Source organism: Streptomyces spiramenti (assembly GCF_012034385.1).
In the GTDB taxonomy this organism is placed as follows: domain Bacteria; phylum Actinomycetota; class Actinomycetes; order Streptomycetales; family Streptomycetaceae; genus Streptomyces; species Streptomyces spiramenti.
Map to the genome: position 1 here is coordinate 1 of NZ_JAAVJB010000087.1, position 19,800 is coordinate 19,800.

A 19,800-nucleotide genomic window follows, 5' to 3' on the forward strand; every position below is an offset into this window, starting at 1 on the left:
GGCGACGACCGGCCGCTCACCGCGTCCGCCGCCGGTTCCCACAGCGCCGAGTACTTCGGCCCCGGCCCGCGCACCGGCCCGCCCGAGGACGGCGAACCGCCGTGGCTCACCCCGGCCGCCGTCACCGCCGGCGCGATGTTCCTGCTGGCCGCCGCCCTGCTGTTCTTCCGCGTCGGCCCCGCCGACCCGCGGCGCACGGCGCGCTCCGTCGTCAGGCCCGGCCCGTGGAGCGGATGACGTCCATCGCCGCCTGCGCGGCGGCCTCGACCCGCTCGATGCCCTCGTCACCGGTCCGGTGCCCGGAGGAGAGCACCGCCATCAGGTACTCCCGGCCGCCGACCTCCACCCGGCCGATGCTGTTGATGTTCCACAGCCCCGTGGTGCTGCGGGGCAGCCAGCCGTTCTTCAGCGCGGTGCCATCGGCGTCCGCCGCCGCGGCGGACACCCCCCACCGCTGCCCCTCGGCGACCGAGCCCATCAGCCCCTCCAGGTACGCCCGCGCCGGGCGTGCCAGGGGCGACCGCTGGTCGAACACCGCCCGGAGCACGGTGACCTGGTCGGCGGCAGTGGTGCGGGTCAGCCCCCAGTGACCACCCTCGCCCCCACGGGTGAGCGTCAGCCCGAACCGTGCGTTGAGCCGGTCGAGCCCCTCCTCGCCGCCGATCATCGACCACAGCTCGTGCGTCGCGTCGTTGTCGCTGAGCCGCACCGCGTCGGAGGCGAGCCGCCGCTCCTCGGCGGTCAGCGAACGGCCCTCGTCCTGGGCGAGGAGCAGCAGCCCCGCCACGATGTCGACCTTCACGATGCTGGCCGTGTCGTAGTGACCGGCGCCGTAGCGCAGGGTGTACCCGCTCACCGGGTCGAGCACCGCCACCGAGATCCGCACGGCGGGCTCCGCCTCCAGCGGCTCGACCGACCGCGCCAGCGCCGCCGTCGCGTCGGCCCACCGCGGCGGCACGCGCTCGCCGGAGCCCCGCGTGGCGTAGGCCGGGGCCCTGGCGTCGTCGGGAGCGCCGGGGCGATCGCCGTCGGTCGCGGGCGCGCCGTCGTCCGTAGCGGGCCTGGCGTCCGAGAACTCGGCCCCGCTCCCGGGGACGGTGGCGGTGACGCCCTCGGGAGCACCCCCCGCGGAGGCCGCGGCGAGTACCCCGGTCGCCATCGCTGCGCCGAGCAGGGCGGGCGCCAGTCGGCGGGTGCGCTGGCGGGGGATCTCAGGGCTCATGGAACCGACGCTATCTCGCACGGATGCGCGAGTCAGCCGGCCGACGTCAAGAAAAGGTAACGCCGGGCGCTCGTCCGGGGGCGCGCGCCCGGCGCGGTGGGGCGCACCGCACGCGCACCGGGGCCGCCGCTACCCTCGCAGGGTGCAGCTCCACAACATCCCCCGGTCCCCGTTCGCCGACGACGACGGCTCCGCCGACCCCGAGCTGGTGGCGGCGCTGTCGCACTGGGCGGAGCATCGGGAGGAACCCGCGGCGGAGGACGCCGTGATCGCCCTGCTGACCGACGCCCGGCTGCTGGTGCCGGTCGTCGCGGTCCTCGGCGAGGCCGAGATCGGCCCCGACGGGCTGAAGCGCGAGAAGAGCAGCGAGATGGCGGTGCTCACCCTGGAACGGCCCGGTGGGCGCAAGGCCCTGCCGGTGTTCTCCTCCACCGCCGCTCTCCTGGAGTGGCGCCCCGACGCGCGCCCGGTGGCGGTCACCCCGCAGCAGGCGCTCCAGGCCGCGGTGCAGGAAGGCGTCGGCTCGCTGGTGCTCGACCTCGGCGGGCCGGTGCCCTACGAGATCGCCGGGCGGGCGCTGCGTGCGCTCGCCACCGGGGGCGCCCCGGTCGCCGGACCCGAGGTCGCGGACGCGGTCCGTCGGCTGCTGGCCGCCGAACCGGGGGTCACCGCCGCGCAGCTCGTGCCCGGCGGTGAGACCGACGGCACACTCGCGGTGGTGTTCGAGGAGGGGGCCGGCGGGCGGGCGGAGGTCACCCGGCTCGCGGGCGCGCTGGCCGCCGACACGGTGCTGCGCAGCCGGCTGGTGCGCGGGCTGCAACTGGCGGTCCTGCCGCCCGGCCCTACCGCGCGTCAGCCCAGGACGGGACCGGTGAACTTCTCGCCCGGCCCGGCGCCCGGCTCGTCCGGCACGACCGACGCCTCGCGGAACGCCAGCTGGAGCGACTTCAGGCCGTCCCGGAGCGGCGCGGCGTGGAAGGAGCTGACCTCGGTCGCCCCGGCGGTGACCAGGCCCGCCAGCGCGGTGATCAGCTTGCGGGCCTCGTCGAGGTCGAGGTGGTCCTCGCCCTCCTCCGACAGGCCGAGGTTGACCGCGGCTGCGCTCATCAGGTGGACCGCCACCGTGGTGATGACCTCGACGGCCGGCACGTCGGCGATGTCCCGGGTCTGGTCGGCGGCGGCGTCGGCCGGGGTGCCGGTGGGCTGGGTGCTGGCGTCGTCACTCATGGATCGTCGTCTCGTCCGCATCTCGTGGGTGGGCCCGGCCCGGGGCTGCCCGGGAGGCTGCCGACCAGCGTAGCGAGCCCGTTCCGACGCCCCGGGGCCGCCCGGGGAGGCGCGCGCCGGAGGGTGCGGTACGATGAAGCCTGACCGGCCGGACACCAGTGCGCGCTCATGCGCGTCACCCGGTGGCCCGGCCCGCAAGTGGAGGCTCCGTATCTCCCACCTGACCGACCCCCGGTCGGCAGGTCAAAGGTCGGACTCGTGTCGCCGCGTGCCTGCGGTGGTGCGGCCAGTCTGTGAGGAGCCCCGCCGGCGACGGTCGGGGCTCTTGTCGTATGCCCGGCCGGCGGTCACCACAGACCACAATCTCAGGCACGGCTGTCCGCCAGGCATCCGTGCGGTGAACCGAGGAGGCCCCATCAGCGCCGAGCCCCGCATCAACGACCGGATTCGCGTCCCCGAGGTGCGACTCGTCGGTCCCAGCGGCGAGCAGGTCGGCATTGTGCCGCTTGCCAAAGCCCTGGAGCTCGCACAGGAGTACGACCTCGACCTCGTCGAGGTCGCCGCGACCGCAAGGCCGCCGGTGTGCAAGCTCATGGACTACGGAAAGTTCAAGTACGAGTCGGCCCTGAAGGCCCGTGAGGCGCGCAAGAACCAGGCGCACACGGTCATCAAGGAGATGAAACTCCGGCCGAAGATCGACCCGCACGACTACGACACCAAAAAGGGTCACGTCGTCCGGTTCCTCAAGCAGGGTGACAAGGTCAAGATCACGATCATGTTCCGTGGTCGTGAGCAGTCCCGTCCCGAGCTCGGGTACCGGCTGCTCCAGCGCCTGGCGGAGGACGTCCAGGACCTGGGGTTCGTCGAGTCGAACCCGAAGCAGGACGGCCGAAACATGATCATGGTGCTCGGTCCGCACAAGAAGAAGACCGAGGCCATGGCCGAGGCCCGGGAGGCGCAGGCCGCCCGCAAGGCCGAGCGTCAGGGCGAAGCGCGGGCCTGAGCCCGCCGAACCCGGGCGGCAAGACCAGACAGCGATGAGGCGCGCGCCCGTCCGGCGCCCCCGGCCCCGGCCGGGAGCAGCCGGTCGGCCGCGCGCCACCGACGAGGAGAAGAACGGCGACATGCCGAAGAACAAGACGCACAGCGGTGTCAGCAAGCGCTTCAAGCTCTCCGGCTCCGGCAAGGTGATGCGCCAGCGCGCCGGCCGCCGCCACTACCTGGAGCACAAGTCCTCCACCCTCACCCGCCGTCTGGCCGGTACCACGGAGACGGCCCCGGCCGACGCCAAGCGGATCAAGAAGCTTCTCGGCAAGTGATCCGGCTGCGCCCCGCCCCGCACCACGCGGGGCGGCCGGGCGCAGCGACGAGGCCGGGACCAACCGTTTCCGGGTCGCGTGAGTCAACCGCGGCCCTTCTACAAGGAGTTTTCACGTGGCACGCGTCAAGCGGGCAGTCAACGCCCACAAGAAGCGCCGGGCGATCCTCGAGCAGGCCAGCGGCTACCGCGGCCAGCGTTCCCGCCTGTACCGCAAGGCGAAGGAGCAGGTCACCCACTCGTTCGTCTACAACTACAACGACCGCAAGAAGCGCAAGGGCGACTTCCGGCAGCTGTGGATCCAGCGGATCAACGCCGCCGCCCGCGCCAACGGCATCACCTACAACCGGTTCGTCCAGGGGCTCAAGGCCGCCGAGGTCGACGTGAACCGGAAGATGCTCGCGGAGCTGGCCGTGAACGACCCCAACGCCTTCGCCGCCCTGGTCGAGGTCGCCCAGAAGGCCCTCCCGGCGGACGTGAACGCGCCGAAGGCCGCCTGACACGGCGCACACCGGCTGACGACGGACCCGCAGGCCACGCTGCCTGCGGGTCCGGCTCGTCCCCGGGTCCCTCCCGGCGCGTTCCGGGGCGGGCCACCGTCACGCCACGGCCCCGGGGGCCGCCCTCCCGGCGATCGCCGACCGTCCCCGAGGCCGCCCCGCCACCCCCTCCTGTCATGGAAGCGAGCTGTGAGCATGCTCCCCGCCGAGCTGACCTCCCCGCGCTCCTCGCGCGCCGTAGCCGCCCGGCGGCTGGCCCGCCGCAGCGCACGCACCCGGGAGCGCCGCTTCCTGGCGGAGGGCCCGCAGGCGGTCCGCGAGGCCATCGCCCACGGTGACGGCGAGGGTTCCTTCCTCGTCGAGCTCTTCGCCACTCCCGAGGCGGCCGAGCGCCACACCGAACTGCTCACCGCTGCGCGCACGGCGGGCGTCCGCGTGGCGGTGGCGGCCGAGGAGGTGCTGGCGGGCATCTCCCAGACGGTCACCCCGCAGGGGCTCGTCGGCGTCTGCCGATTCGTCGACCGCCCCTTCGGCGAGGTGCTGGCGGCCGGCCCACGGCTGGTGGCCGTGCTGGCCCACGTGCGCGACCCCGGCAACGCGGGCACGGTGCTGCGCTGCGCGGACGCCGCCGGTGCCGACGCCGTCGTCCTCACCGACGCCTCGGTGGACGTGTACAACCCCAAGGCGGTCAGGGCGTCCGTCGGCAGTGTGTTCCACCTCCCGGTGGCGGTCGGTGTCCCGGTGGCCGAAGCGGTCGCGGGACTGAAGGCGGCCGGCTCCCGGGTCCTGGCGGCCGACGGGGCGGGCGACCGCGACCTCGACGCGGAGCTCGACGCCGGTGCCATGGGGGCTCCGACCGCCTGGATCTTCGGCAACGAGGCGTGGGGGCTGCCCGAGGAGACCCGGGCGCTCGCCGACGGGGTCGTCAGCGTCCCCATCCACGGTCGCGCCGAGAGCCTCAACCTGGCCACCGCCGCCGCGGTCTGCCTCTACGCCTCCGCTCGCGCCCAGCGCGCCCCCGGGGGGTGCCGCCGGAGTTCCTGAACCGCACCGCTTCCCTGACGGGGTCTCAAAACGCTCTGGGTCCTAGTAGGGTTACGGAGCGGATACAGGAGGGGACGGGCGGGAATGGTGAAGCGGCCCGGGGCGGGCGAGCTGGACGTCCCCCCCGACGACCTGCCCGACGGGCTGGTGATCGCCGACAACCAGGGGCGTGTCACCTGCTTCAACGCGGAGGCCGCGCGGCTCACCGGCACCGATCCGGCGCAGGCACTGGGCTCGCCGCTCGCCGACGCGCTGCCGCTGGAGGACCCGGACGGCCGCCCCTGGTGGCAGCTGACCAACCCCTACCGCGGGCTCGCGACCCGGGCCGGGCAGCCCGAACGCAACCTCCTGCTGCCCGGCGGCCGTGAGGTGCTGGTCGCCGCCCGGTACGTGCGGGTCCGACCGGCCGGACCGGTGCGACAGGTGGTGATCACCCTGCGCAGTACCGAGGCGCGGCAGCGCATGGAACGCTCCAACGCCGAGCTGATCGCGACGGTGGCGCACGAGCTGCGGTCCCCGCTCACCTCGGTCAAGGGGTTCACCGCCACGCTGCTCGACAAGTGGGACCGCTTCACCGACGAGCAGAAGCGCCTGATGCTCCAGACCGTGGACGCCGACGCGGACCGCGTCACCCGGCTGATCACCGAACTCCTCGACGTCTCCCGCATCGACTCCGGCCGGCTGGAGATACGGCGCGAGCCGGTGCGGCTGGACGACGCCGTCCGCCGCCAGGTGAAGACGCTCGTCACCGCGGGGGCCGACCCCGACCGCTTCGACCTCCGCCTCGCGCACGGGCTCCCCGTGCTGTGGGCGGACCCGGACAAGATCGCCCAGGTGCTCGGCAACCTCCTGGAAAACGCGGTGCGCCACGGCGCGGGAACCGTCACCATCGAGGTGGAACCCGTACCGCACACCGGCGACCGTTCGGAGGGCACCGCCGTGACCGTCACCGACCAGGGAGCAGGCATCCCCGAGGACGTGATGCACCGCGTCTTCACCCGCTTCTGGCGGGGCTCCACCCGCGGCGGCACCGGCCTCGGCCTCTACATCGTCAAGGGCATCATCGAGGCGCACGGCGGCACCGTCACCGTCGGCCGCTGCCCCGGTGGCGGCGGGGCCCGGTTCCGATTCATCCTGCCCGCGGGTACTCCGGCCGTCCTTATCTCCTAGGACGGAAGCCACCCGCGGGCCCCGCCGCCGTGCGGGCCCCCCGCGAGCCCGCGTGACCTCACCGCCCCGGGCCGTCACGCGGGGGCGGCGCATCGACCACCGCCCCTCCCGTCACAGGCCGTCGGGGCACGGGGCACGACGCGACCCGGGCGCGCCGTAGACTCGACAGTCGGCACCACCGCCGCCGCCGAGCGGGCGCAGCCAGGCAAACCGGAAGTAGGGAACACCGAGAAGCGATGTCGGCACCCAATAAGTCATACGACCCCGTCGAGGTCGAGGCGCTGAAGGCAGAAACGATCGACCGGGCGCGCGAGGACGCGCTCTCGGCGATCGCGGCGGCCGACAGCCTCGACGCGCTGCGCGAGGTGAAGGCCGCCCACAGCGGCGACCGCTCGCCGCTGGCACTGGCCAACCGCGAGATCGGCGCACTGCCGCCGAAGGCACGAGCGGAGGCCGGCAAGCGCGTCGGCCAGGCGCGCGGCGCCGTCTCCAAGGCGCTCGCCGCCCGTCAGGAGCGGCTGGAGGAGGAGCGCGACGAGCGCGTGCTGGTCGAGGAGGCGGTGGACGTCTCCCTGCCGTACGACCGCGTCCGCCCCGGCGCCCGCCACCCGCTCACCACGCTCATGGACCGTATCGAGGACATCTTCACGGCCATGGGCTACGAGGTGGCCGAGGGGCCCGAGCTCGAAGCGGACTGGTTCAACTTCGACGCCCTCAACATCGGCCCGGACCACCCGGCCCGCACCACCCAGGACACCTTCTTCGTGCGCCCGGCGGGCGGTGGCGAGGTGGGCCCCGACGACGCGGGCCTGGTGCTGCGCACCCACACCTCACCGGTGCAGATCCGCTCGCTGCTGGACCGCGAGCCACCCGTCTACGTGGTCTGCCCCGGCCGGGTGTTCCGCACCGACGAGCTGGACGCCACCCACACCCCCGTCTTCCACCAGGTGGAACTGCTGGCGGTGGACGAGGGCCTGACCATGGCGGACCTCAAGGGCACCCTGGACCACATGGTGCGTTCGCTGTTCGGCGAGGGCATGGAGACCCGGCTGCGCCCGGACCACTTCCCCTTCACCGAGCCGTCCGCCGAGATGGACATGGTCTGCTACGTCTGCCGGGGGGCCTCCGTCGGCAACCCGGACCGGCCGTGCCGCACCTGCTCCAGCGAGGGCTGGATCGAGCTGGGCGGCTGCGGGATGGTCAACCCGCGCGTCCTCACCGCCTGCGGCGTGGACCCCGAGCGGTACAGCGGCTTCGCCTTCGGCTTCGGCATCGAGCGACTGCTGATGTTCCGCCACAACGTCGAGGACATGCGAGACATGGTCGAGGGTGACGTCCGGTTCACCCGGCCGTTCGGGATGGAGATCTGATGCGGGCCCCGCTTTCCTGGCTGCGGGAATACGTCGAGCTGCCGGCCGAGGTCACCGGCCGCGACGTCGCCGCCGCGTTCACCGCCGCCGGCCTGGAGGTCGAGTCCGTCGAGCGCACCGGCGCCGGCCTGACCGGCCCCCTGGTCGTCGGCCACGTCCTGGCCGTCGAGGAGCTGACGGAGTTCAAGAAGCCGATCCGCTACTGCCAGGTGGACGTCGGCGACGCCAACGGCACCGGAGAGCCGCAGAACATCATCTGCGGTGCGCGGAACTTCGCGGTCGGCGACAAGGTCGTCGTCATCCTGCCCGGGGGCGAGCTCCCCGGCGGCTTCACGATCTCCTCGCGGAAGACCTACGGCCGGGTCTCCGAGGGCATGATCTGCTCCGCCTCCGAACTCGGCACCAGCGACGACCACGACGGCATCATCGTGCTCCCCCCGGAGTACGAGCCCGGCACCGACGCGGTGGAGCTGCTGGAGCTGGTCGACGAGATCCTCGACATCTCCGTCAACCCCGACCGCGGGTACTGCCTCTCGCTGCGCGGACTGGCACGCGAGGCCGCCATTGCCTTCGACCTGCCGCTGCGGGACCCGGCGCTGCTGGACGTGCCGGTGCCGAACGGCGAGGGCCACCCCGTGGAGGTCGCCGACCGTGCCGCCTGCGACCGCTTCGTCGCCCGCACCGTCACCGGTGTCAGGCCCGACGCCGACTCCCCGGTGTGGTTGCGCCGCCGGCTGGAGAAGGCCGGTATGCGGTCCATCTCGCTGGCCGTCGACATCACCAACTACGTGATGCTGGAGCTCGGGCAGCCACTGCACGCCTACGACCGGGCCCGGCTCGACGGCCCCATCGGGGTGCGCCGTGCGGAGCCCGGCGAGAAGCTCACCACGCTGGACGGCGTCCGCCGCACCCTCCACCCGGAGGACCTGGTCATCACCGACGGGCGCGGCCCGATCGGCCTGGCCGGTGTCATGGGCGGGGCCGAGACCGAGATCTCCTCGGCTGCCGCCGGCACCACGGCCACCAGTGACGTCGTCATCGAGGCCGCGCACTTCGCCCCGCGCGACATCGCCCGCACCGCCCGGCGGCACAAGCTGTCCTCGGAGGCGTCGCGCCGCTTCGAGCGGGGCGTCGACCCGGAGGCCGCGGCAGCCGCGGCGCAGCGCGCCGTCGACCTGCTGGTGCTCCTCGGCGGCGGCACCGCCGACCCCGGTGTCACCCACGTCAGCTCGGTCGCCACCCCGCGGACCGTGCTGATGCCGGCCACGCACCCCGGCCGGGTCGCCGGCGTCGACTACGACCGCGAGACGGTCGTCCGCCGCCTGCAGTCGATCGGCTGCGACGTCTACGGCAGCGACGAGTTGACCGTCACCGTCCCCACCTGGCGCTCCGACATCCTCGCCCCCAACGACCTCGCGGAGGAGGTCATCCGGCTGGAGGGCTACGCCCACCTGCCCTCGACCCTGCCCCGCCCGCCCGCCGGCCGGGGTCTGACCGAGACGCAGCGGCTGCGCAGGCGCACCGGGCGGGCCCTGGCGGGCGCCGGGTACGTGGAGGCGCCGAGCTACCCGTTCATCAGCGCGCGTGCGCTCACCGACCTCGGCATCCCCGAGGGCGACGCGCGGCTGCGCACGATGACACTGGCCAACCCGCTCTCCGTCGAGGAACCGGAGTTGCGCACCACGCTGCTGCCGGGGCTGCTCGCGACCCTGCGCCGCAACGACCGGCGCGGCAGCCACGACCTGGCGCTCTTCGAGTCGGGTACGGTCTTCCTCCCCACAGGGGAGGAGCCCGCTCCGGTGCGCCCCGGGGTGTCGGGCCGTCCCACCGACGAGGAACTCGCCGAACTGGACGCCGCGCTGCCGCACCAGCCGCGTCACGTGGCCGTGGCGCTCTCCGGTGACCGGGCCGCGGCCGGCTGGTGGGGCGAGGGCCGCCCGGCGGACTGGGCGGACGCGGTGCAGGCCGCCCGCGTGGTCGCGGCGCAGGCGGCGACCGAGCTGGAGGTCACCTCGGCCCAGCACGCGCCGTTCCACCCGGGCCGCTGCGCCGCGCTGTACGTGACGGTCGAGGGCGAACGCGTCCTGGTCGGGCACGCCGGCGAGCTGCACCCGCGTGTGGTGAAGGCGCTCTCCCTCCCGGAGCGCGCCTGCGCCATGGAGCTGGACCTGGACCTGGTGGAGGCCGCGGGCTCCGGCCCGCTGCGCGCACCCCGGGTTTCGGCCTTCCCGGTCGCGACCCAGGACCTGGCGCTGGTGGTGGACCGGTCGGTCCCCGCGGCGGCGGTGGAGCGGGTGCTGCGGGACGCGGCGGGTGAGCTGCTGGAGTCGCTCGACCTGTTCGACGTCTACACCGGCGAGCAGATCGAGCCGGGACGGAAGTCGCTCGCCTGCACGCTGCGGCTGCGTGCGACGGATCGCACCCTCACCGCGGAGGAGGTCACCGCTGTGCGCGAGGCGGTCGTGGCCGCCGCCGGGGAGAAGCTGGGCGCCGTGCTGCGCGGCGCCTGACGCGGCGGCGTCATCCTGGGTCCTCGGGCCGCACCCGCACGGTGCGGCCCGAGGGCCCGTCCCGTGCCGCCGTCCGCCCGCCGGACGGCCCCGGGCGGCGGCACGGGACGGGAACCCGTCAGCCGGACGGCAGCGGCCGGGCCCGGGACGCGTTGAGCAGCCCGCCCAGCAGGTCACCGCGGTCGGCGATCCGGGCGGGGATGTCCGCCAGGGTGAAGGCCAGTTCCCGGGGATCGCGGCACTCGGCGACCTCGTCCCAGCTCACCGGGGTCGACACCTCGGCGCGTTCCCGGGCCCGGAGGGTGTAGGGCGCCGCGGTCGTCTTCGACGCGGCGTTCTGGCTGTAGTCGACGAACACCTTCCCCGGCCGCGCGGCGCGCCGCATCACGGCCACCGCCAGCTCCGGCATCTCCGCCGCCGCGAGCTCCGCCAGCGACCGTGCGTAGGCGGTCACCGCCGCCGAGGGCGTGGGGACCAGCGGGCACAGCAGGTGAAGCCCCTTGGAACCCGACGTCTTGGCGTAGCACGCCAGCCCGTCCTCGGTCAGCCGGTCGCGGAGCCACCGGGCGAGCCGGCAGCACTCCACGACGGTCGCGGGGGTGCCGGGGTCGAGGTCCAGGACGAGACGGTCGGCCCACTCCGGCTCGGTGGAGCGCCACTGCGGCGTGTGGAACTCCACCACCAGGTTGGCGGCCCACACCAGGCTCGGCAGGTCCTGCGCCATCACCTGGCGCGCCGGGCTGTCGCCGTGCCGCGGTACCTCGCAGGTCTTCACCCAGCCGGGCGTACCCGGGGGGACGTTCTTGGTGAAGAAGCGCTGCCCCCCGGGACCGTCCGGGTAGCGCAGGAAGCTCAGCGGCCGGTCGTGCAGGTGCGGCAGGACCGTTCCGGCGTTGACCGCGTAGTGGTGCACCAGCTCGCCCTTGGTGGTGCCCGACGCGGGATGGATGACCTTGTCGAGATTGGTGAGGGTCAGGCGGCGCCCCTCTACCTCGGTGACCGTCATACTCGAAGAGTGGCACGAAAGGGGCAGAACATGCGATCCATCTGGAAAGGTGCCATTTCCTTCGGTCTGGTGACCATCCCCGTCAAGGTGGTGGGCGCCACGGAGAACCACAGCGTGTCCTTCCGGCAGCTGCACCTGACCGACGGCGGGCGCATCCGCTACCGAAAGGTGTGCGAGATCGACGACCGGGAGGTGGGCGGCGACGAGATCGGCAAGGGCTACCAGGCGCCGGACGGCTCGGTGGTGATGGTCAGCGACAGCGAGCTGGCGCAGATGCCGCTGCCCACCGCGCGCACGGTCGAGATCCTCGGCTTCGTCCCCGTCGACTCGGTGCAGCTGATTCAGTTGGACCGTTCGTACTACCTGGCGCCCGACACCGGCGCCGACAAGCCCTACGTGCTGCTGCGGGAGGCGCTGGCGCGCTCCGGCAAGGGCGCGGTCGCCAAGCTGGCGATGCGCGGCCGGGAGACCCTCGCGCTGGTGCGACCCGGCGAGGACGGCGTCCTCGGCATGCACACCATGCTGTGGCCGGACGAGATCCGCTCGGCGGCGGGGATCGCCCCGCAGGGCAAGGTCACCGTGCGGGACGCGGAACTGGACCTCGCGGACACCCTGATGGAGTCGCTCGGCGAGGTCGACCTCGCCGAGCTCCACGACGAGTACCGCAGCGCGGTGGAGGAGCTGGTCACGGCCAAGCTGAACGGCGTCGAACCCGAGCAGGCCGCCCCCGCCCCCGCCGGCGGGACGGTCGTCGACCTGATGTCCGCGCTCCAGGACAGCGTCAACGCCGCGCGCGGCGCCCGCGGCGAGGAACAGGAGGACGCCGCCGCCCCGGCCGAGGAGGGCGGGGACGAGGGCGCGAAGGCCACCGTCACCGAGATCACCGACGGCGGATCGCGGCGGTCGGGAGGGGCGGCGAAGCGCTCGGGAGGCGCGGCGCGGAAGAGGGCTGCGAGTCAGGGCCCGGGAGGGAAGGCCGCCGGAGGCAGTTCGGGCACGGGGAAGAAGACCGCGTCGGGAGGCGCGGCGAAGAAGGCGGCGAAGAGCTCTTCCGGCCGGGCGGCCACGAAGAAGGCCGCGGCGGGGAGGAACGGGGCCGCCCAGAGCACCTCGGGGAAGACCGCGGCCAGCAAGAGCGCGGCGACGGGGACGCAGAAGAAGAGTGCCGCCGGCCGTCGCTCCGCCTGACGGCGGGGGCCGGCCGGGGCGCATCGCCCGCCGCCGGCCCCCGCGCCCCTCACGCCAGCTCGGACACCTCGCGCAGCGTCCGCTCCCAGTCGGTGAACCGGACGGCCCGGTCGTCGACGTAGGCGGACGCCGGCAGTTTGCGGCTGGTGACGAGCAGCTTGCCGCGGCCGTTCCAGAACCGGCGCCGCGCGGTGTGCCGGTCCACCACCGTCTCGAAGCCGTGGTCCGTCAGCCAGGGGGCGACCTGTTCGGGATCGCGGCTGGTCAGGATGAAGACGGCGTGCTCGGCCATCAGGGCCCGCAGCGCGTCCAGCGCGCCGGGCACCGGCGGATCGTAGATCGAGCCGTCCGCCCAGCCGCGACGGTAGGCGTGGATCACCCCGTCGAAGTCCACCGACACCGTGCTCATGCCCGACCTCAGCCGTAGGTGTAGAAGCCCGCGCCGGTCTTCCGGCCGAGACGGCCCGCGGAGACCATGCGCTGCAGCAGCGGGGGAGCGGCGTAGAGGGGCTCCTTGTACTCCTCGTACATCGAGGCGGCGACCGAGACGACGGTGTCCAGACCGATGAGGTCCGCCAGTTTCAGCGGTCCCATCGGGTGGGCACAGCCCTGCTCCATGCCGTTGTCGATGTCCTCGCGCGCCGCGACACCGGCCTCGAACATCCGCACCGCCGAGAGCAGGTACGGGATCAGCAGGGCGTTGACGACGAAGCCCGAGCGGTCCTGCGCGCGGATCGAGTGCTTCCCCAGCACCCGCACCACCAGGTCCTCGGACCTGCGGAGGGTCTCCTCGGAGGTGGTGAGGGCGGGGATCAGCTCGACCAGGTTCTGGACCTGTGCCGGGTTGAAGAAGTGGACGCCGAGCACCTGCTGCGGGCGGGTGGTGGCGACCGCCAGGTTGACCAGCGGGATCGAGGAGGTGTTGGAGGCCAGAATGGCGTCCGGCCGGGTCAGGACCTGGTCCAGGACCTGGAAGATCTCCAGCTTCACCTGCTCGTTCTCGACCACTGCCTCGATGACGAGGTCCCGGTCGGCGAGCTCTCCCAGGTCGGTGGTGAAGGACAGCCGCTCCAGCGTGGCGTCGCGCTCCGCCTCGCTGATCTTGCCGCGCTCCGTGACGTGGTGGAGCGAGTTGATCAGACGCGACCGGCCCAGTTCCAGGGCCTCGCCCGTCGTCTCCGCGACCCGCACGTCCAGTCCGGCCCGGGCGCAGACCTCTGCGATCCCGGCGCCCATCTGGCCGCAGCCCACCACTCCGACCCGTTCGATGTCGGTCACACCGTGCCCTTTCGCCGAGACAGCACTCCGGTGGCGCGGCTCCCTTGCCACGCGACCGCCCCCCGGCACCGACCGTACTCCCGGACCCGGCTCCCAGCGGCGGCGGGGGGTCACCCCCGCGCCAGTGCCGGTCACGCAACGCTGCGGGGTCTTGCGGAGCGCACATGTCCATCGTGCGCCCCGGTGCACCGCGTGCGCGCCGTTCGACACGAACTTTTCGCAGAACCCCCGTGTCAGGCGGGTGCCTGTCGGGTCATCTTGATAGAGCTGGCCCGACAGACCGGCACAGCCCGACCGCGCCGGCCCGGACACCACCGGACCGAGCACCACCGAACCCGACAAACGGAGTACCGCGTGGGACACCTCACCCGCAGAACCTTCACCGCCGTCGCGGCCGGCGCGGCGATCGGCTCGCTCGCCCTCACCCGCGCCGGCGCCACCCCGCACGGCGGCGGCGACCCCGACCCCGCAGCGACCCCCGGCACCCGGGCGGCCTGGCAGCCCGAGGGCGAACTGCGCGGCGTGTGGATCGCCTCCGTCAACAACGGGGACTGGCCCTCCAAGCCGGGTCTCTCCGCGGACCAGGTGCGCACCGAGCTGCGCGCGCTCCTCGACGACGCGGCCCGCTGGAACCTCAACGCCGTGTTCCTCCAGGTCCGCCCGACCGCCGACGCCTTCTGGCCCTCCCCGCACGAACCGTGGTCCGCCTGGTTGACCGGCGTGCAGGGCGCGGACCCGGGCTGGGACCCGCTGGCGTTCGCCGTCGAGGAGGCGCACGAGCGGGGGCTGGCGCTGCACGCTTGGTTCAACCCCTACCGGATCGCCAACCACGACGATCCGGCCCGACTGGCCGCCGACCATCCGGCACGCCGCAACCCCGAATGGGTGGTCCGCCACGGCGGCGGTCTGTACTACAACCCGGGTATTCCGGCGGTGCGCCGATTCACCCAGGACGCCATGATCCACGCGGCGGAGAACTACGCCATCGACGGGGTTCACTGGGACGACTACTTCTACCCCTATCCGGTGGCGGGGGAGGAGTTCGACGACGCGGAGACGTTCGCCGAATACGGCGGTGATTTCGACGACCTGGGCGACTGGCGCCGCAACAACGTCGATCTGCTGGTACGGGAGATGCACGAGAGGGTCAAAGCGGTGCGCCCGGACCTCGCGTTCGGGATCAGCCCCTTCGGGGTGTGGCGCAACCGCGGGACCGATCCGGCCGGATCGGACACCCGGAGCCTCCAGGCGTACGACGAGCTCTTCGCCGACACCCGCGGCTGGGTGCGCAACGGCTGGATGGACTACGTGGTCCCCCAGCTGTACTGGAACATCGGGCTGGCTGCGGCGGACTACGCGAAGCTGGTCCCGTGGTGGTCCGAGGTGTGCGCCGGCACGGGGGTGCGGCTCATCGTGGGCGAGGCGATGTACAAGGTCGGTGACGCCTCTCAGCCCGACGCGTGGCAGGACCCCGCCGAGCTCTCCCGGCACCTGACCCTGGCCGCCGAGGAACCGCAGGTCACCGGCCATGTGTTCTTCGCCGCCAGTCAGGTCGCTGCGGACCCGCTGGGTGCCATGTCGCGGGTCTACGAGGACCACTACCGCTGATCGACGGGCCCGGCCACGACTGCCAGGCGGCACAGCGACCGCCGCTCGCGCCCCGCCAGACGGGGCGCGAGCGGCGGTCGGCGCGGCCCTCAGCCTGCCGGCGGCCCGTGCCGGACGGTCGTGTCGGGACCGGGGGACACGACGGTCTCGTGCCCCCGCTCGTCGCGTACCCGGTACGGCGGCGCGCCGTCCCGGCCCAGGACCTCGACGACCCGGGCGACCCGGTCGGGGTCGCCCACCGTCCTGCCGTGGGTCACCATGCGGTCCCCGCTGTCGGCTCGCATCACCAATCACCCGCCGTTCGTCCGGTGTGAGCAGGTCATTCCCAGTTTAGGTCGGCCCTCTCGGGGAGGCGCTCCGGGCGGAGCGCAGCCGGTCCGCCGGGCCCGGGTTTTCCGGGAACGCGGAAAGGGACGGGCAATTCCTGCCGGACCGTGGTGCGGAAATACGAGTGCTCGTACGATTCCGCCATGCTGGTCACGCTGATAGCCGCTGCGCGCAGTTCCTCGCTCCTCGACGCCCGGTTCGGTGACGACCGCCCCCTGGACGCCGCCGGCTGGGCCAGCGTCGAACGCGCGGTACCGGCGCTCGCGCCGCTGGCCGCCGCCGAGCTGCGCTACTGCTCGCCGACCAGGGGCTCGCGTCAGACCGGTGACGTCCTCGGTCTCGCTCCGCTGGCCCAACTGGCGCTCCGTGACTGTGACATGGGTCGCTGGCAGGGGCTCACACTCGGCGAGGCCACCGCCCGGGAGCCCGCAGCGGTCGACTTCTGGCTCGCCGACCCGCACTCCGCGCCGCACGGCGGAGAGACGCTCATCGCCTTCGTCGGCCGAGTCGGTGGCTGGCTGGACACCCGGCCCGCCGGGCCACAGGGCCGGGTCGTCGCCGTCACCGAACCCTCCGTGATCCGGGCCGCGATGCTCTACGCGCTCAAGGCACCCCCCTTCGCCTACTGGCGCACCGAGGTCCATCCCCTCTCCGTGGTCAGCCTCGCCGGCGGCGGCGGGCGGTGGAGCCTGCGCCTGGGCTGAGGCTCCACCGCCCGATGCCGCCCGCTCACGAGGGCCGGGGAACGGCAAACCTGCAACCGGTTGCTTCTTGCGTCCGTGGAAGCGCTTGCTTCGCGGCCAAGAACGCACTGGTGACGCGACCGTCCGTCGTGATCGCCATGCGGTGCAACAGCTCTCATTGAGGCCTCGTACGGCAACACTGCGGCGCCTTAGGGCAGTTGAGCTTCGTGTGTAATGGGTTGACAGTCCCGAGTGCCTTCGGGACTCTGTTTCCAGAACGTTACTGCAAACGGTTGCAACATGTGGGCCGTGGCAGGGGATCCCGAGGTGCCCCCACCCCTCGTGCAGTCCGTGTTCCCCCACGGATCCCCGGCCGAGAGGAGCCGCACCATGTCCGCGAAGAAGAAGACGCTCGTCCGATCGGCGGTGGCCGGAGCCGGCGCCGCCGCGCTGTTCGCCGGCAGCTGGGCCGCCGGGCTCGGCGGCGCCACCGCCGGCGCGGCGGAGCCCGTCCCCGCATCGCCGGCCGCCACCCCCACGGCGGCCGACCCCCACGCCGACGCCCCGCTCGGGTACGCCGCCGAAGCCGGTGGCACCACCGGTGGGTTCGGCGCGGACGTCGTCCACGAGTACCTGCTCAGCGAGTACGCCGCCGACGCCGGGTACAGCGACCCGGGCGAGGCGATGTACGACCTGCTCAACCAGCACCGCCGGGCCGGGGCCGACGAGGGGCTGGTCATCCACGTCGACACCACGGTCGAGCCCGACAACCTGACCGGCAACAAGATGGACGTCAAGGACGTCTCCAACGTCTCGATCCTCGGGGTGGGCGACTCCGCCGAGTTCGACGGCGCCGGCATCAAGGTCACCCGCGCCGACAACATCGTCATCCGCAACCTCGACATCCACCACGTGCGGCTCGGCGACGGCGACGCGATCACCGTCACCGAGGGCAGCCACCACGTCTGGATCGACCACAACACCTTCAGCAGCACGCTGGACGTCGACAAGGACTACTACGACGGCCTCGTCGACATCACCCACAACAGCGAGTACGTCACGGTCTCGTGGAACCACTTCCACGACCACTGGAAGGGCATGCTGGTCGGCCACAACGACAGCGCCGGCTCCGCCCCCGACAAGATCACCTACCACCACAACCACTTCGAGCGCCTCAACACCCGCATCCCGCTGATCCGGCACGCCGACGTCCACTTCGCCAACAACCTGCTGGAGGACATCGACGGCTCCGCGGTCAACGCGCGGATGGGCTCGCAGGTCCTGGTCGAGGGCAACTGGTTCGAGAACGTCGGCAGCGGGGAGGACGACTCGCACGCCGGCTACCCCGAGGGCCCCGTCGGCTGGTGGTACGGCTCCAACTCCACCGGCTACTGGAACCTCGTCGACAACGCGTTCGTCGACAGCCCCCACGAGCACCTGGAGTCCACCACCGACTTCACCCCGCCGTACTCCTTCGACGCGGACAGCCCGGCGGACGCCAAGTCCGCGGTGGAGCAGTACGCCGGCGCGGGCGTCATCGACCCGACCCCCTGACCCCGGCGGTCTCCCCGCGGCCCCATGCCCCGGCGGAACCGGCACCGCAGGCGACCCGTCCCTCCCCGGGGCGGGTCGTCGCACGTCCGGACGTGGGACGTCCCGCCCCGGTGCGACTCAGCGCCTGCCGCGGCCCCCGCCACCGCGACCGCCGCTCTGACCGCCCCGACGGGCGCCCCCGCTCCGTCCGCCCGCCCGGGAACCGCCCGCGCCCCGCCGCCCCGCGGTGCCCTGGCCGCGCCCTTTCGCCGCCACCCCGCCGCCGGCTCCCGCGGCGCGTCCCCGCTCCGCCTTGGCCGCCTTCGCAGGCTCCGCCTGCTGCCGCTGCCCCCGGGTGCTGTTGGCGGTGCGGCCCCGGACGATGCCGACGAAGTCGTCCACGTCGTCCGTCGTGGTGTCCTCGCGCCACGCGAGCCCGACACCCGACTGCGGGGCGTCGGTCACGGGGCGGTAGGTCAGGTCCCGCCGGTGGTGGAGCCGGGCCAGGGACTGCGGCACCACCAGGAGCCCGATGCCCGCCGCGACCAGCTCCACCGCGTCCTCGGTGGTCTCCGGCCGCTGGAACGCGGGCCGTCCGGGCGGCGCCTCCCACGGGAGGGTGTCGTCCAACGGGTGCAGCACCACGTCGTCGGCGAGATCCGCGATCGTCACCTCGTCCGCCGCGGCCACCAGGTGGTCCTTGGGCACGACCACCACCGTCGTCTCGGTGTACAGCGGGATCACGCTCAGCTCGTCCCGGTCCGCCGGGAGCCGGAGCAGTCCCGCGTCCGCCCGCAGCTTCCGCAACGCGTCCGCCGCCGCCGCGGGAGGCGACTGCTCCAGGACCAGCGGGACCTCACGCATCCGTTCGTTCCAGGTCCGCACCCACTTCCCCGGCGTCACGCCGGGGACGTAGAGGAGGCGGAAGGTCTGCGGATCCCCGTTACCAGTCACCTCCCCAGGCTACCGGCGGCGAGCGGGCCTCCCGCGATCGCTACCCTTGACCCATGACGTCGCAGCAGACCAGGCCCCAGCAGAGCAGCCAGACGATGAAACCGTCCACGGCGGCGAAGAAGCTGGGCGTGTACCTGGCCGCCACACCCGAGGACTTCCAGGAGGGCACCGTCTCCCGGGCGCAGTTGGACGCGCTCCAGGCGGACCCGCCGCAATGGCTCGCCGACCTGCGGCGGGACGGCCCCCACCCCCGCCCGGTGGTCGCCGCCAAACTCGGGGTGTCCATCTCCGGGCTCGCCCGCGCCGGGGTGACCGAGGCGCTGACCACCGAGCAGATCGAGGCGCTGAAGGCCGAGCGTCCGGAGTGGCTGGACCGGGAGCGCGGCACCCAGGCCGACGTCCGCCGGGAGACCGTCCGCCTCAAGCAGAAGCGTGCCGACGAGGCGGAGGCCGCCGCCGGCGAGGCGAAGCGCGGCTGACCCCCGGTCGGCCCGCCCCGGCGGGTGCGATGCTGGGGCCGTGAACCTGGACGACCTCAGGCGGCTGCGGCGGGCCCGCGACACCATGGACCGCGACTACGCGGAACCGCTGGACGTGCCCGCGCTCGCCGCCGTGGCCCTCATGTCAGCCGGGCACTTCTCCCGCAGCTTCCGCGCCGCGTACGGCGAGACCCCCTACGTGTACCTGATGACGCGCCGGATCGAGCGGGCCAAGGCGCTGCTGCGCCGCGGAGACCTGAGCGTCACCGAGGTGTGCCTGGCGGTGGGGTGCACCTCGCTCGGGTCCTTCAGCTCGCGGTTCACCGAACTGGTGGGGGAGAGCCCCAGCGTCTACCGCGCCCGCCGCCACGACGCGGGCGCGG

The 19,800-nt window shown here is 73.3% G+C and carries 20 protein-coding genes and 2 pseudogenes; 15 read left to right on the top strand and 7 right to left on the bottom strand.

What is annotated here, in order from left to right; all coding sequences use genetic code 11:
* A pseudogene (locus HCJ92_RS12515) lies at positions 1-237 on the top strand (hypothetical protein); the annotation flags it as partial.
* On the opposite strand, the gene HCJ92_RS12520 reads toward HCJ92_RS12515, so the two are convergent.
* Positions 212-1,222: a serine hydrolase gene (locus HCJ92_RS12520; protein WP_167933614.1), complete on the bottom strand. Its 1,011-nt coding sequence runs from the start codon at positions 1,220-1,222 to the stop codon at positions 212-214. The pseudogene HCJ92_RS12515 and the gene HCJ92_RS12520 sit on opposite strands and share 26 nt — an antisense overlap.
* Before the next feature lie 142 nt (positions 1,223-1,364).
* Between HCJ92_RS12520 and HCJ92_RS24940 the strand changes: the two are divergent.
* A pseudogene (locus HCJ92_RS24940) lies at positions 1,365-2,069 on the top strand (SseB family protein); the annotation flags it as partial.
* Between the two features lie 5 nt (positions 2,070-2,074).
* Here HCJ92_RS24940 and HCJ92_RS24945 read toward each other — a convergent pair.
* On the bottom strand, positions 2,075-2,449 hold the full coding sequence (locus tag HCJ92_RS24945) for a DUF1844 domain-containing protein (RefSeq protein ID WP_167971420.1): 375 nt from the start codon (positions 2,447-2,449) through the stop codon (positions 2,075-2,077).
* Positions 2,450-2,846: 397 nt separating this feature from the next.
* Here HCJ92_RS24945 and infC point away from each other — a divergent pair, with 397 nt between their 5' ends.
* The 7 genes from infC to pheT all read left to right on the top strand — a co-directional run bounded on the left by infC (position 2,847) and on the right by pheT (position 10,361).
* Positions 2,847-3,452: a translation initiation factor IF-3 gene (gene infC, locus HCJ92_RS12530; protein ID WP_167933617.1), complete on the top strand. Its 606-nt coding sequence runs from the start codon at positions 2,847-2,849 to the stop codon at positions 3,450-3,452.
* A gap of 121 nt (positions 3,453-3,573) precedes the next feature.
* A complete protein-coding gene (gene rpmI / locus HCJ92_RS12535; RefSeq protein WP_167933643.1) occupies positions 3,574-3,768 on the top strand; it encodes a 50S ribosomal protein L35 in 195 nt (64 codons plus the stop codon).
* A 115-nt stretch (positions 3,769-3,883) separates the two neighbouring features.
* Positions 3,884-4,267 carry a 50S ribosomal protein L20 gene (rplT, locus tag HCJ92_RS12540; protein ID WP_167933619.1) on the top strand — a complete coding sequence of 128 codons (384 nt, stop codon included), beginning with the start codon at positions 3,884-3,886 and terminating at the stop codon, positions 4,265-4,267.
* 195 nt (positions 4,268-4,462) lie between these two features.
* Entirely contained in the window at positions 4,463-5,311 is an 849-nt protein-coding gene (locus HCJ92_RS12545) for a TrmH family RNA methyltransferase (RefSeq protein ID WP_167933644.1), read from the top strand.
* 84 nt (positions 5,312-5,395) lie between these two features.
* Entirely contained in the window at positions 5,396-6,481 is a 1,086-nt protein-coding gene (locus HCJ92_RS12550; RefSeq protein WP_167933620.1) for a sensor histidine kinase, read from the top strand.
* Positions 6,482-6,717: 236 nt separating this feature from the next.
* Positions 6,718-7,851 carry a phenylalanine--tRNA ligase subunit alpha gene (gene pheS, locus HCJ92_RS12555; RefSeq protein WP_167933624.1) on the top strand — a complete coding sequence of 378 codons (1,134 nt, stop codon included), beginning with the start codon at positions 6,718-6,720 and terminating at the stop codon, positions 7,849-7,851.
* Positions 7,851-10,361, top strand: coding sequence for a phenylalanine--tRNA ligase subunit beta (gene pheT, locus HCJ92_RS12560; protein ID WP_167933625.1), 2,511 nt, complete (start codon positions 7,851-7,853; stop codon positions 10,359-10,361). Before pheS ends, pheT begins: the two co-directional genes overlap by 1 nt.
* A gap of 118 nt (positions 10,362-10,479) precedes the next feature.
* On the opposite strand, the gene ligD is transcribed toward pheT, so the two are convergent.
* Positions 10,480-11,367, bottom strand: a complete 888-nt coding sequence (gene ligD / locus HCJ92_RS12565; protein ID WP_167933626.1) for a non-homologous end-joining DNA ligase — start codon at positions 11,365-11,367, stop codon at positions 10,480-10,482.
* A gap of 30 nt (positions 11,368-11,397) precedes the next feature.
* On the opposite strand from ligD, the gene ku reads away from it, so the two are divergent.
* Positions 11,398-12,555 (top strand): non-homologous end joining protein Ku, encoded by a 1,158-nt coding sequence (gene ku / locus HCJ92_RS12570; protein ID WP_167933627.1) that lies wholly within the window; start codon positions 11,398-11,400, stop codon positions 12,553-12,555.
* Between the two features lie 49 nt (positions 12,556-12,604).
* On the opposite strand, the gene HCJ92_RS12575 is transcribed toward ku, so the two are convergent.
* Positions 12,605-12,964 (bottom strand): HAD family hydrolase, encoded by a 360-nt coding sequence (locus tag HCJ92_RS12575; RefSeq protein WP_167933629.1) that lies wholly within the window; start codon positions 12,962-12,964, stop codon positions 12,605-12,607.
* Positions 12,965-12,972: 8 nt separating this feature from the next.
* On the bottom strand, positions 12,973-13,833 hold the full coding sequence (locus HCJ92_RS12580; protein ID WP_167933631.1) for a 3-hydroxybutyryl-CoA dehydrogenase: 861 nt from the start codon (positions 13,831-13,833) through the stop codon (positions 12,973-12,975).
* A gap of 354 nt (positions 13,834-14,187) precedes the next feature.
* Here HCJ92_RS12580 and HCJ92_RS12585 point away from each other — a divergent pair, with 354 nt between their 5' ends.
* Complete coding sequence (locus HCJ92_RS12585; RefSeq protein ID WP_167933633.1) at positions 14,188-15,441, top strand: family 10 glycosylhydrolase; 1,254 nt, start codon at positions 14,188-14,190, stop codon at positions 15,439-15,441.
* Positions 15,442-15,530: 89 nt separating this feature from the next.
* On the opposite strand, the gene HCJ92_RS12590 is transcribed toward HCJ92_RS12585, so the two are convergent.
* Positions 15,531-15,725 carry a DUF1918 domain-containing protein gene (locus HCJ92_RS12590; protein ID WP_167933634.1) on the bottom strand — a complete coding sequence of 65 codons (195 nt, stop codon included), beginning with the start codon at positions 15,723-15,725 and terminating at the stop codon, positions 15,531-15,533.
* Between the two features lie 186 nt (positions 15,726-15,911).
* On the opposite strand from HCJ92_RS12590, the gene HCJ92_RS12595 reads away from it, so the two are divergent.
* Together HCJ92_RS12595 and HCJ92_RS12600 are read left to right on the top strand one after the other, a co-directional pair.
* Positions 15,912-16,472: a histidine phosphatase family protein gene (locus tag HCJ92_RS12595; RefSeq protein ID WP_167933635.1), complete on the top strand. Its 561-nt coding sequence runs from the start codon at positions 15,912-15,914 to the stop codon at positions 16,470-16,472.
* Positions 16,473-16,841: 369 nt separating this feature from the next.
* Positions 16,842-18,005, top strand: coding sequence for a pectate lyase family protein (locus HCJ92_RS12600; protein WP_167933637.1), 1,164 nt, complete (start codon positions 16,842-16,844; stop codon positions 18,003-18,005).
* 117 nt (positions 18,006-18,122) lie between these two features.
* On the opposite strand, the gene HCJ92_RS12605 is transcribed toward HCJ92_RS12600, so the two are convergent.
* Positions 18,123-18,938: a LysR substrate-binding domain-containing protein gene (locus HCJ92_RS12605; RefSeq protein WP_167933639.1), complete on the bottom strand. Its 816-nt coding sequence runs from the start codon at positions 18,936-18,938 to the stop codon at positions 18,123-18,125.
* 53 nt (positions 18,939-18,991) lie between these two features.
* Here HCJ92_RS12605 and HCJ92_RS12610 point away from each other — a divergent pair, with 53 nt between their 5' ends.
* Both HCJ92_RS12610 and HCJ92_RS12615 read left to right on the top strand, forming a co-directional pair.
* Complete coding sequence (locus HCJ92_RS12610; protein WP_167933641.1) at positions 18,992-19,417, top strand: DUF5997 family protein; 426 nt, start codon at positions 18,992-18,994, stop codon at positions 19,415-19,417.
* A gap of 40 nt (positions 19,418-19,457) precedes the next feature.
* A partial coding sequence (locus HCJ92_RS12615; protein ID WP_167933642.1) for a helix-turn-helix domain-containing protein occupies positions 19,458-19,800 on the top strand: 343 nt, incomplete at its 3' end.

What these genes read in the sequence shown, in the direction of transcription:
- HCJ92_RS12520 (WP_167933614.1), bottom strand. Translation starts at nt 1,222, where the DNA reads ATGAGCCCTGAGATCCCCCGCCAGCGCACCCGCCGACTGGCGCCCGCC.
- HCJ92_RS24945 (WP_167971420.1), bottom strand. Translation starts at nt 2,449, where the DNA reads ATGAGTGACGACGCCAGCACCCAGCCCACCGGCACCCCGGCCGACGCC.
- rpmI (WP_167933643.1), top strand. Translation starts at nt 3,574, where the DNA reads ATGCCGAAGAACAAGACGCACAGCGGTGTCAGCAAGCGCTTCAAGCTC.
- HCJ92_RS12545 (WP_167933644.1), top strand. Translation starts at nt 4,463, where the DNA reads ATGCTCCCCGCCGAGCTGACCTCCCCGCGCTCCTCGCGCGCCGTAGCC.
- HCJ92_RS12550 (WP_167933620.1), top strand. Translation starts at nt 5,396, where the DNA reads ATGGTGAAGCGGCCCGGGGCGGGCGAGCTGGACGTCCCCCCCGACGAC.
- pheS (WP_167933624.1), top strand. Translation starts at nt 6,718, where the DNA reads ATGTCGGCACCCAATAAGTCATACGACCCCGTCGAGGTCGAGGCGCTG.
- pheT (WP_167933625.1), top strand. Translation starts at nt 7,851, where the DNA reads ATGCGGGCCCCGCTTTCCTGGCTGCGGGAATACGTCGAGCTGCCGGCC.
- ligD (WP_167933626.1), bottom strand. Translation starts at nt 11,367, where the DNA reads ATGACGGTCACCGAGGTAGAGGGGCGCCGCCTGACCCTCACCAATCTC.
- ku (WP_167933627.1), top strand. Translation starts at nt 11,398, where the DNA reads ATGCGATCCATCTGGAAAGGTGCCATTTCCTTCGGTCTGGTGACCATC.
- HCJ92_RS12575 (WP_167933629.1), bottom strand. Translation starts at nt 12,964, where the DNA reads ATGAGCACGGTGTCGGTGGACTTCGACGGGGTGATCCACGCCTACCGT.
- HCJ92_RS12590 (WP_167933634.1), bottom strand. Translation starts at nt 15,725, where the DNA reads ATGCGAGCCGACAGCGGGGACCGCATGGTGACCCACGGCAGGACGGTG.
- HCJ92_RS12595 (WP_167933635.1), top strand. Translation starts at nt 15,912, where the DNA reads ATGCTGGTCACGCTGATAGCCGCTGCGCGCAGTTCCTCGCTCCTCGAC.
- HCJ92_RS12600 (WP_167933637.1), top strand. Translation starts at nt 16,842, where the DNA reads ATGTCCGCGAAGAAGAAGACGCTCGTCCGATCGGCGGTGGCCGGAGCC.
- HCJ92_RS12610 (WP_167933641.1), top strand. Translation starts at nt 18,992, where the DNA reads ATGACGTCGCAGCAGACCAGGCCCCAGCAGAGCAGCCAGACGATGAAA.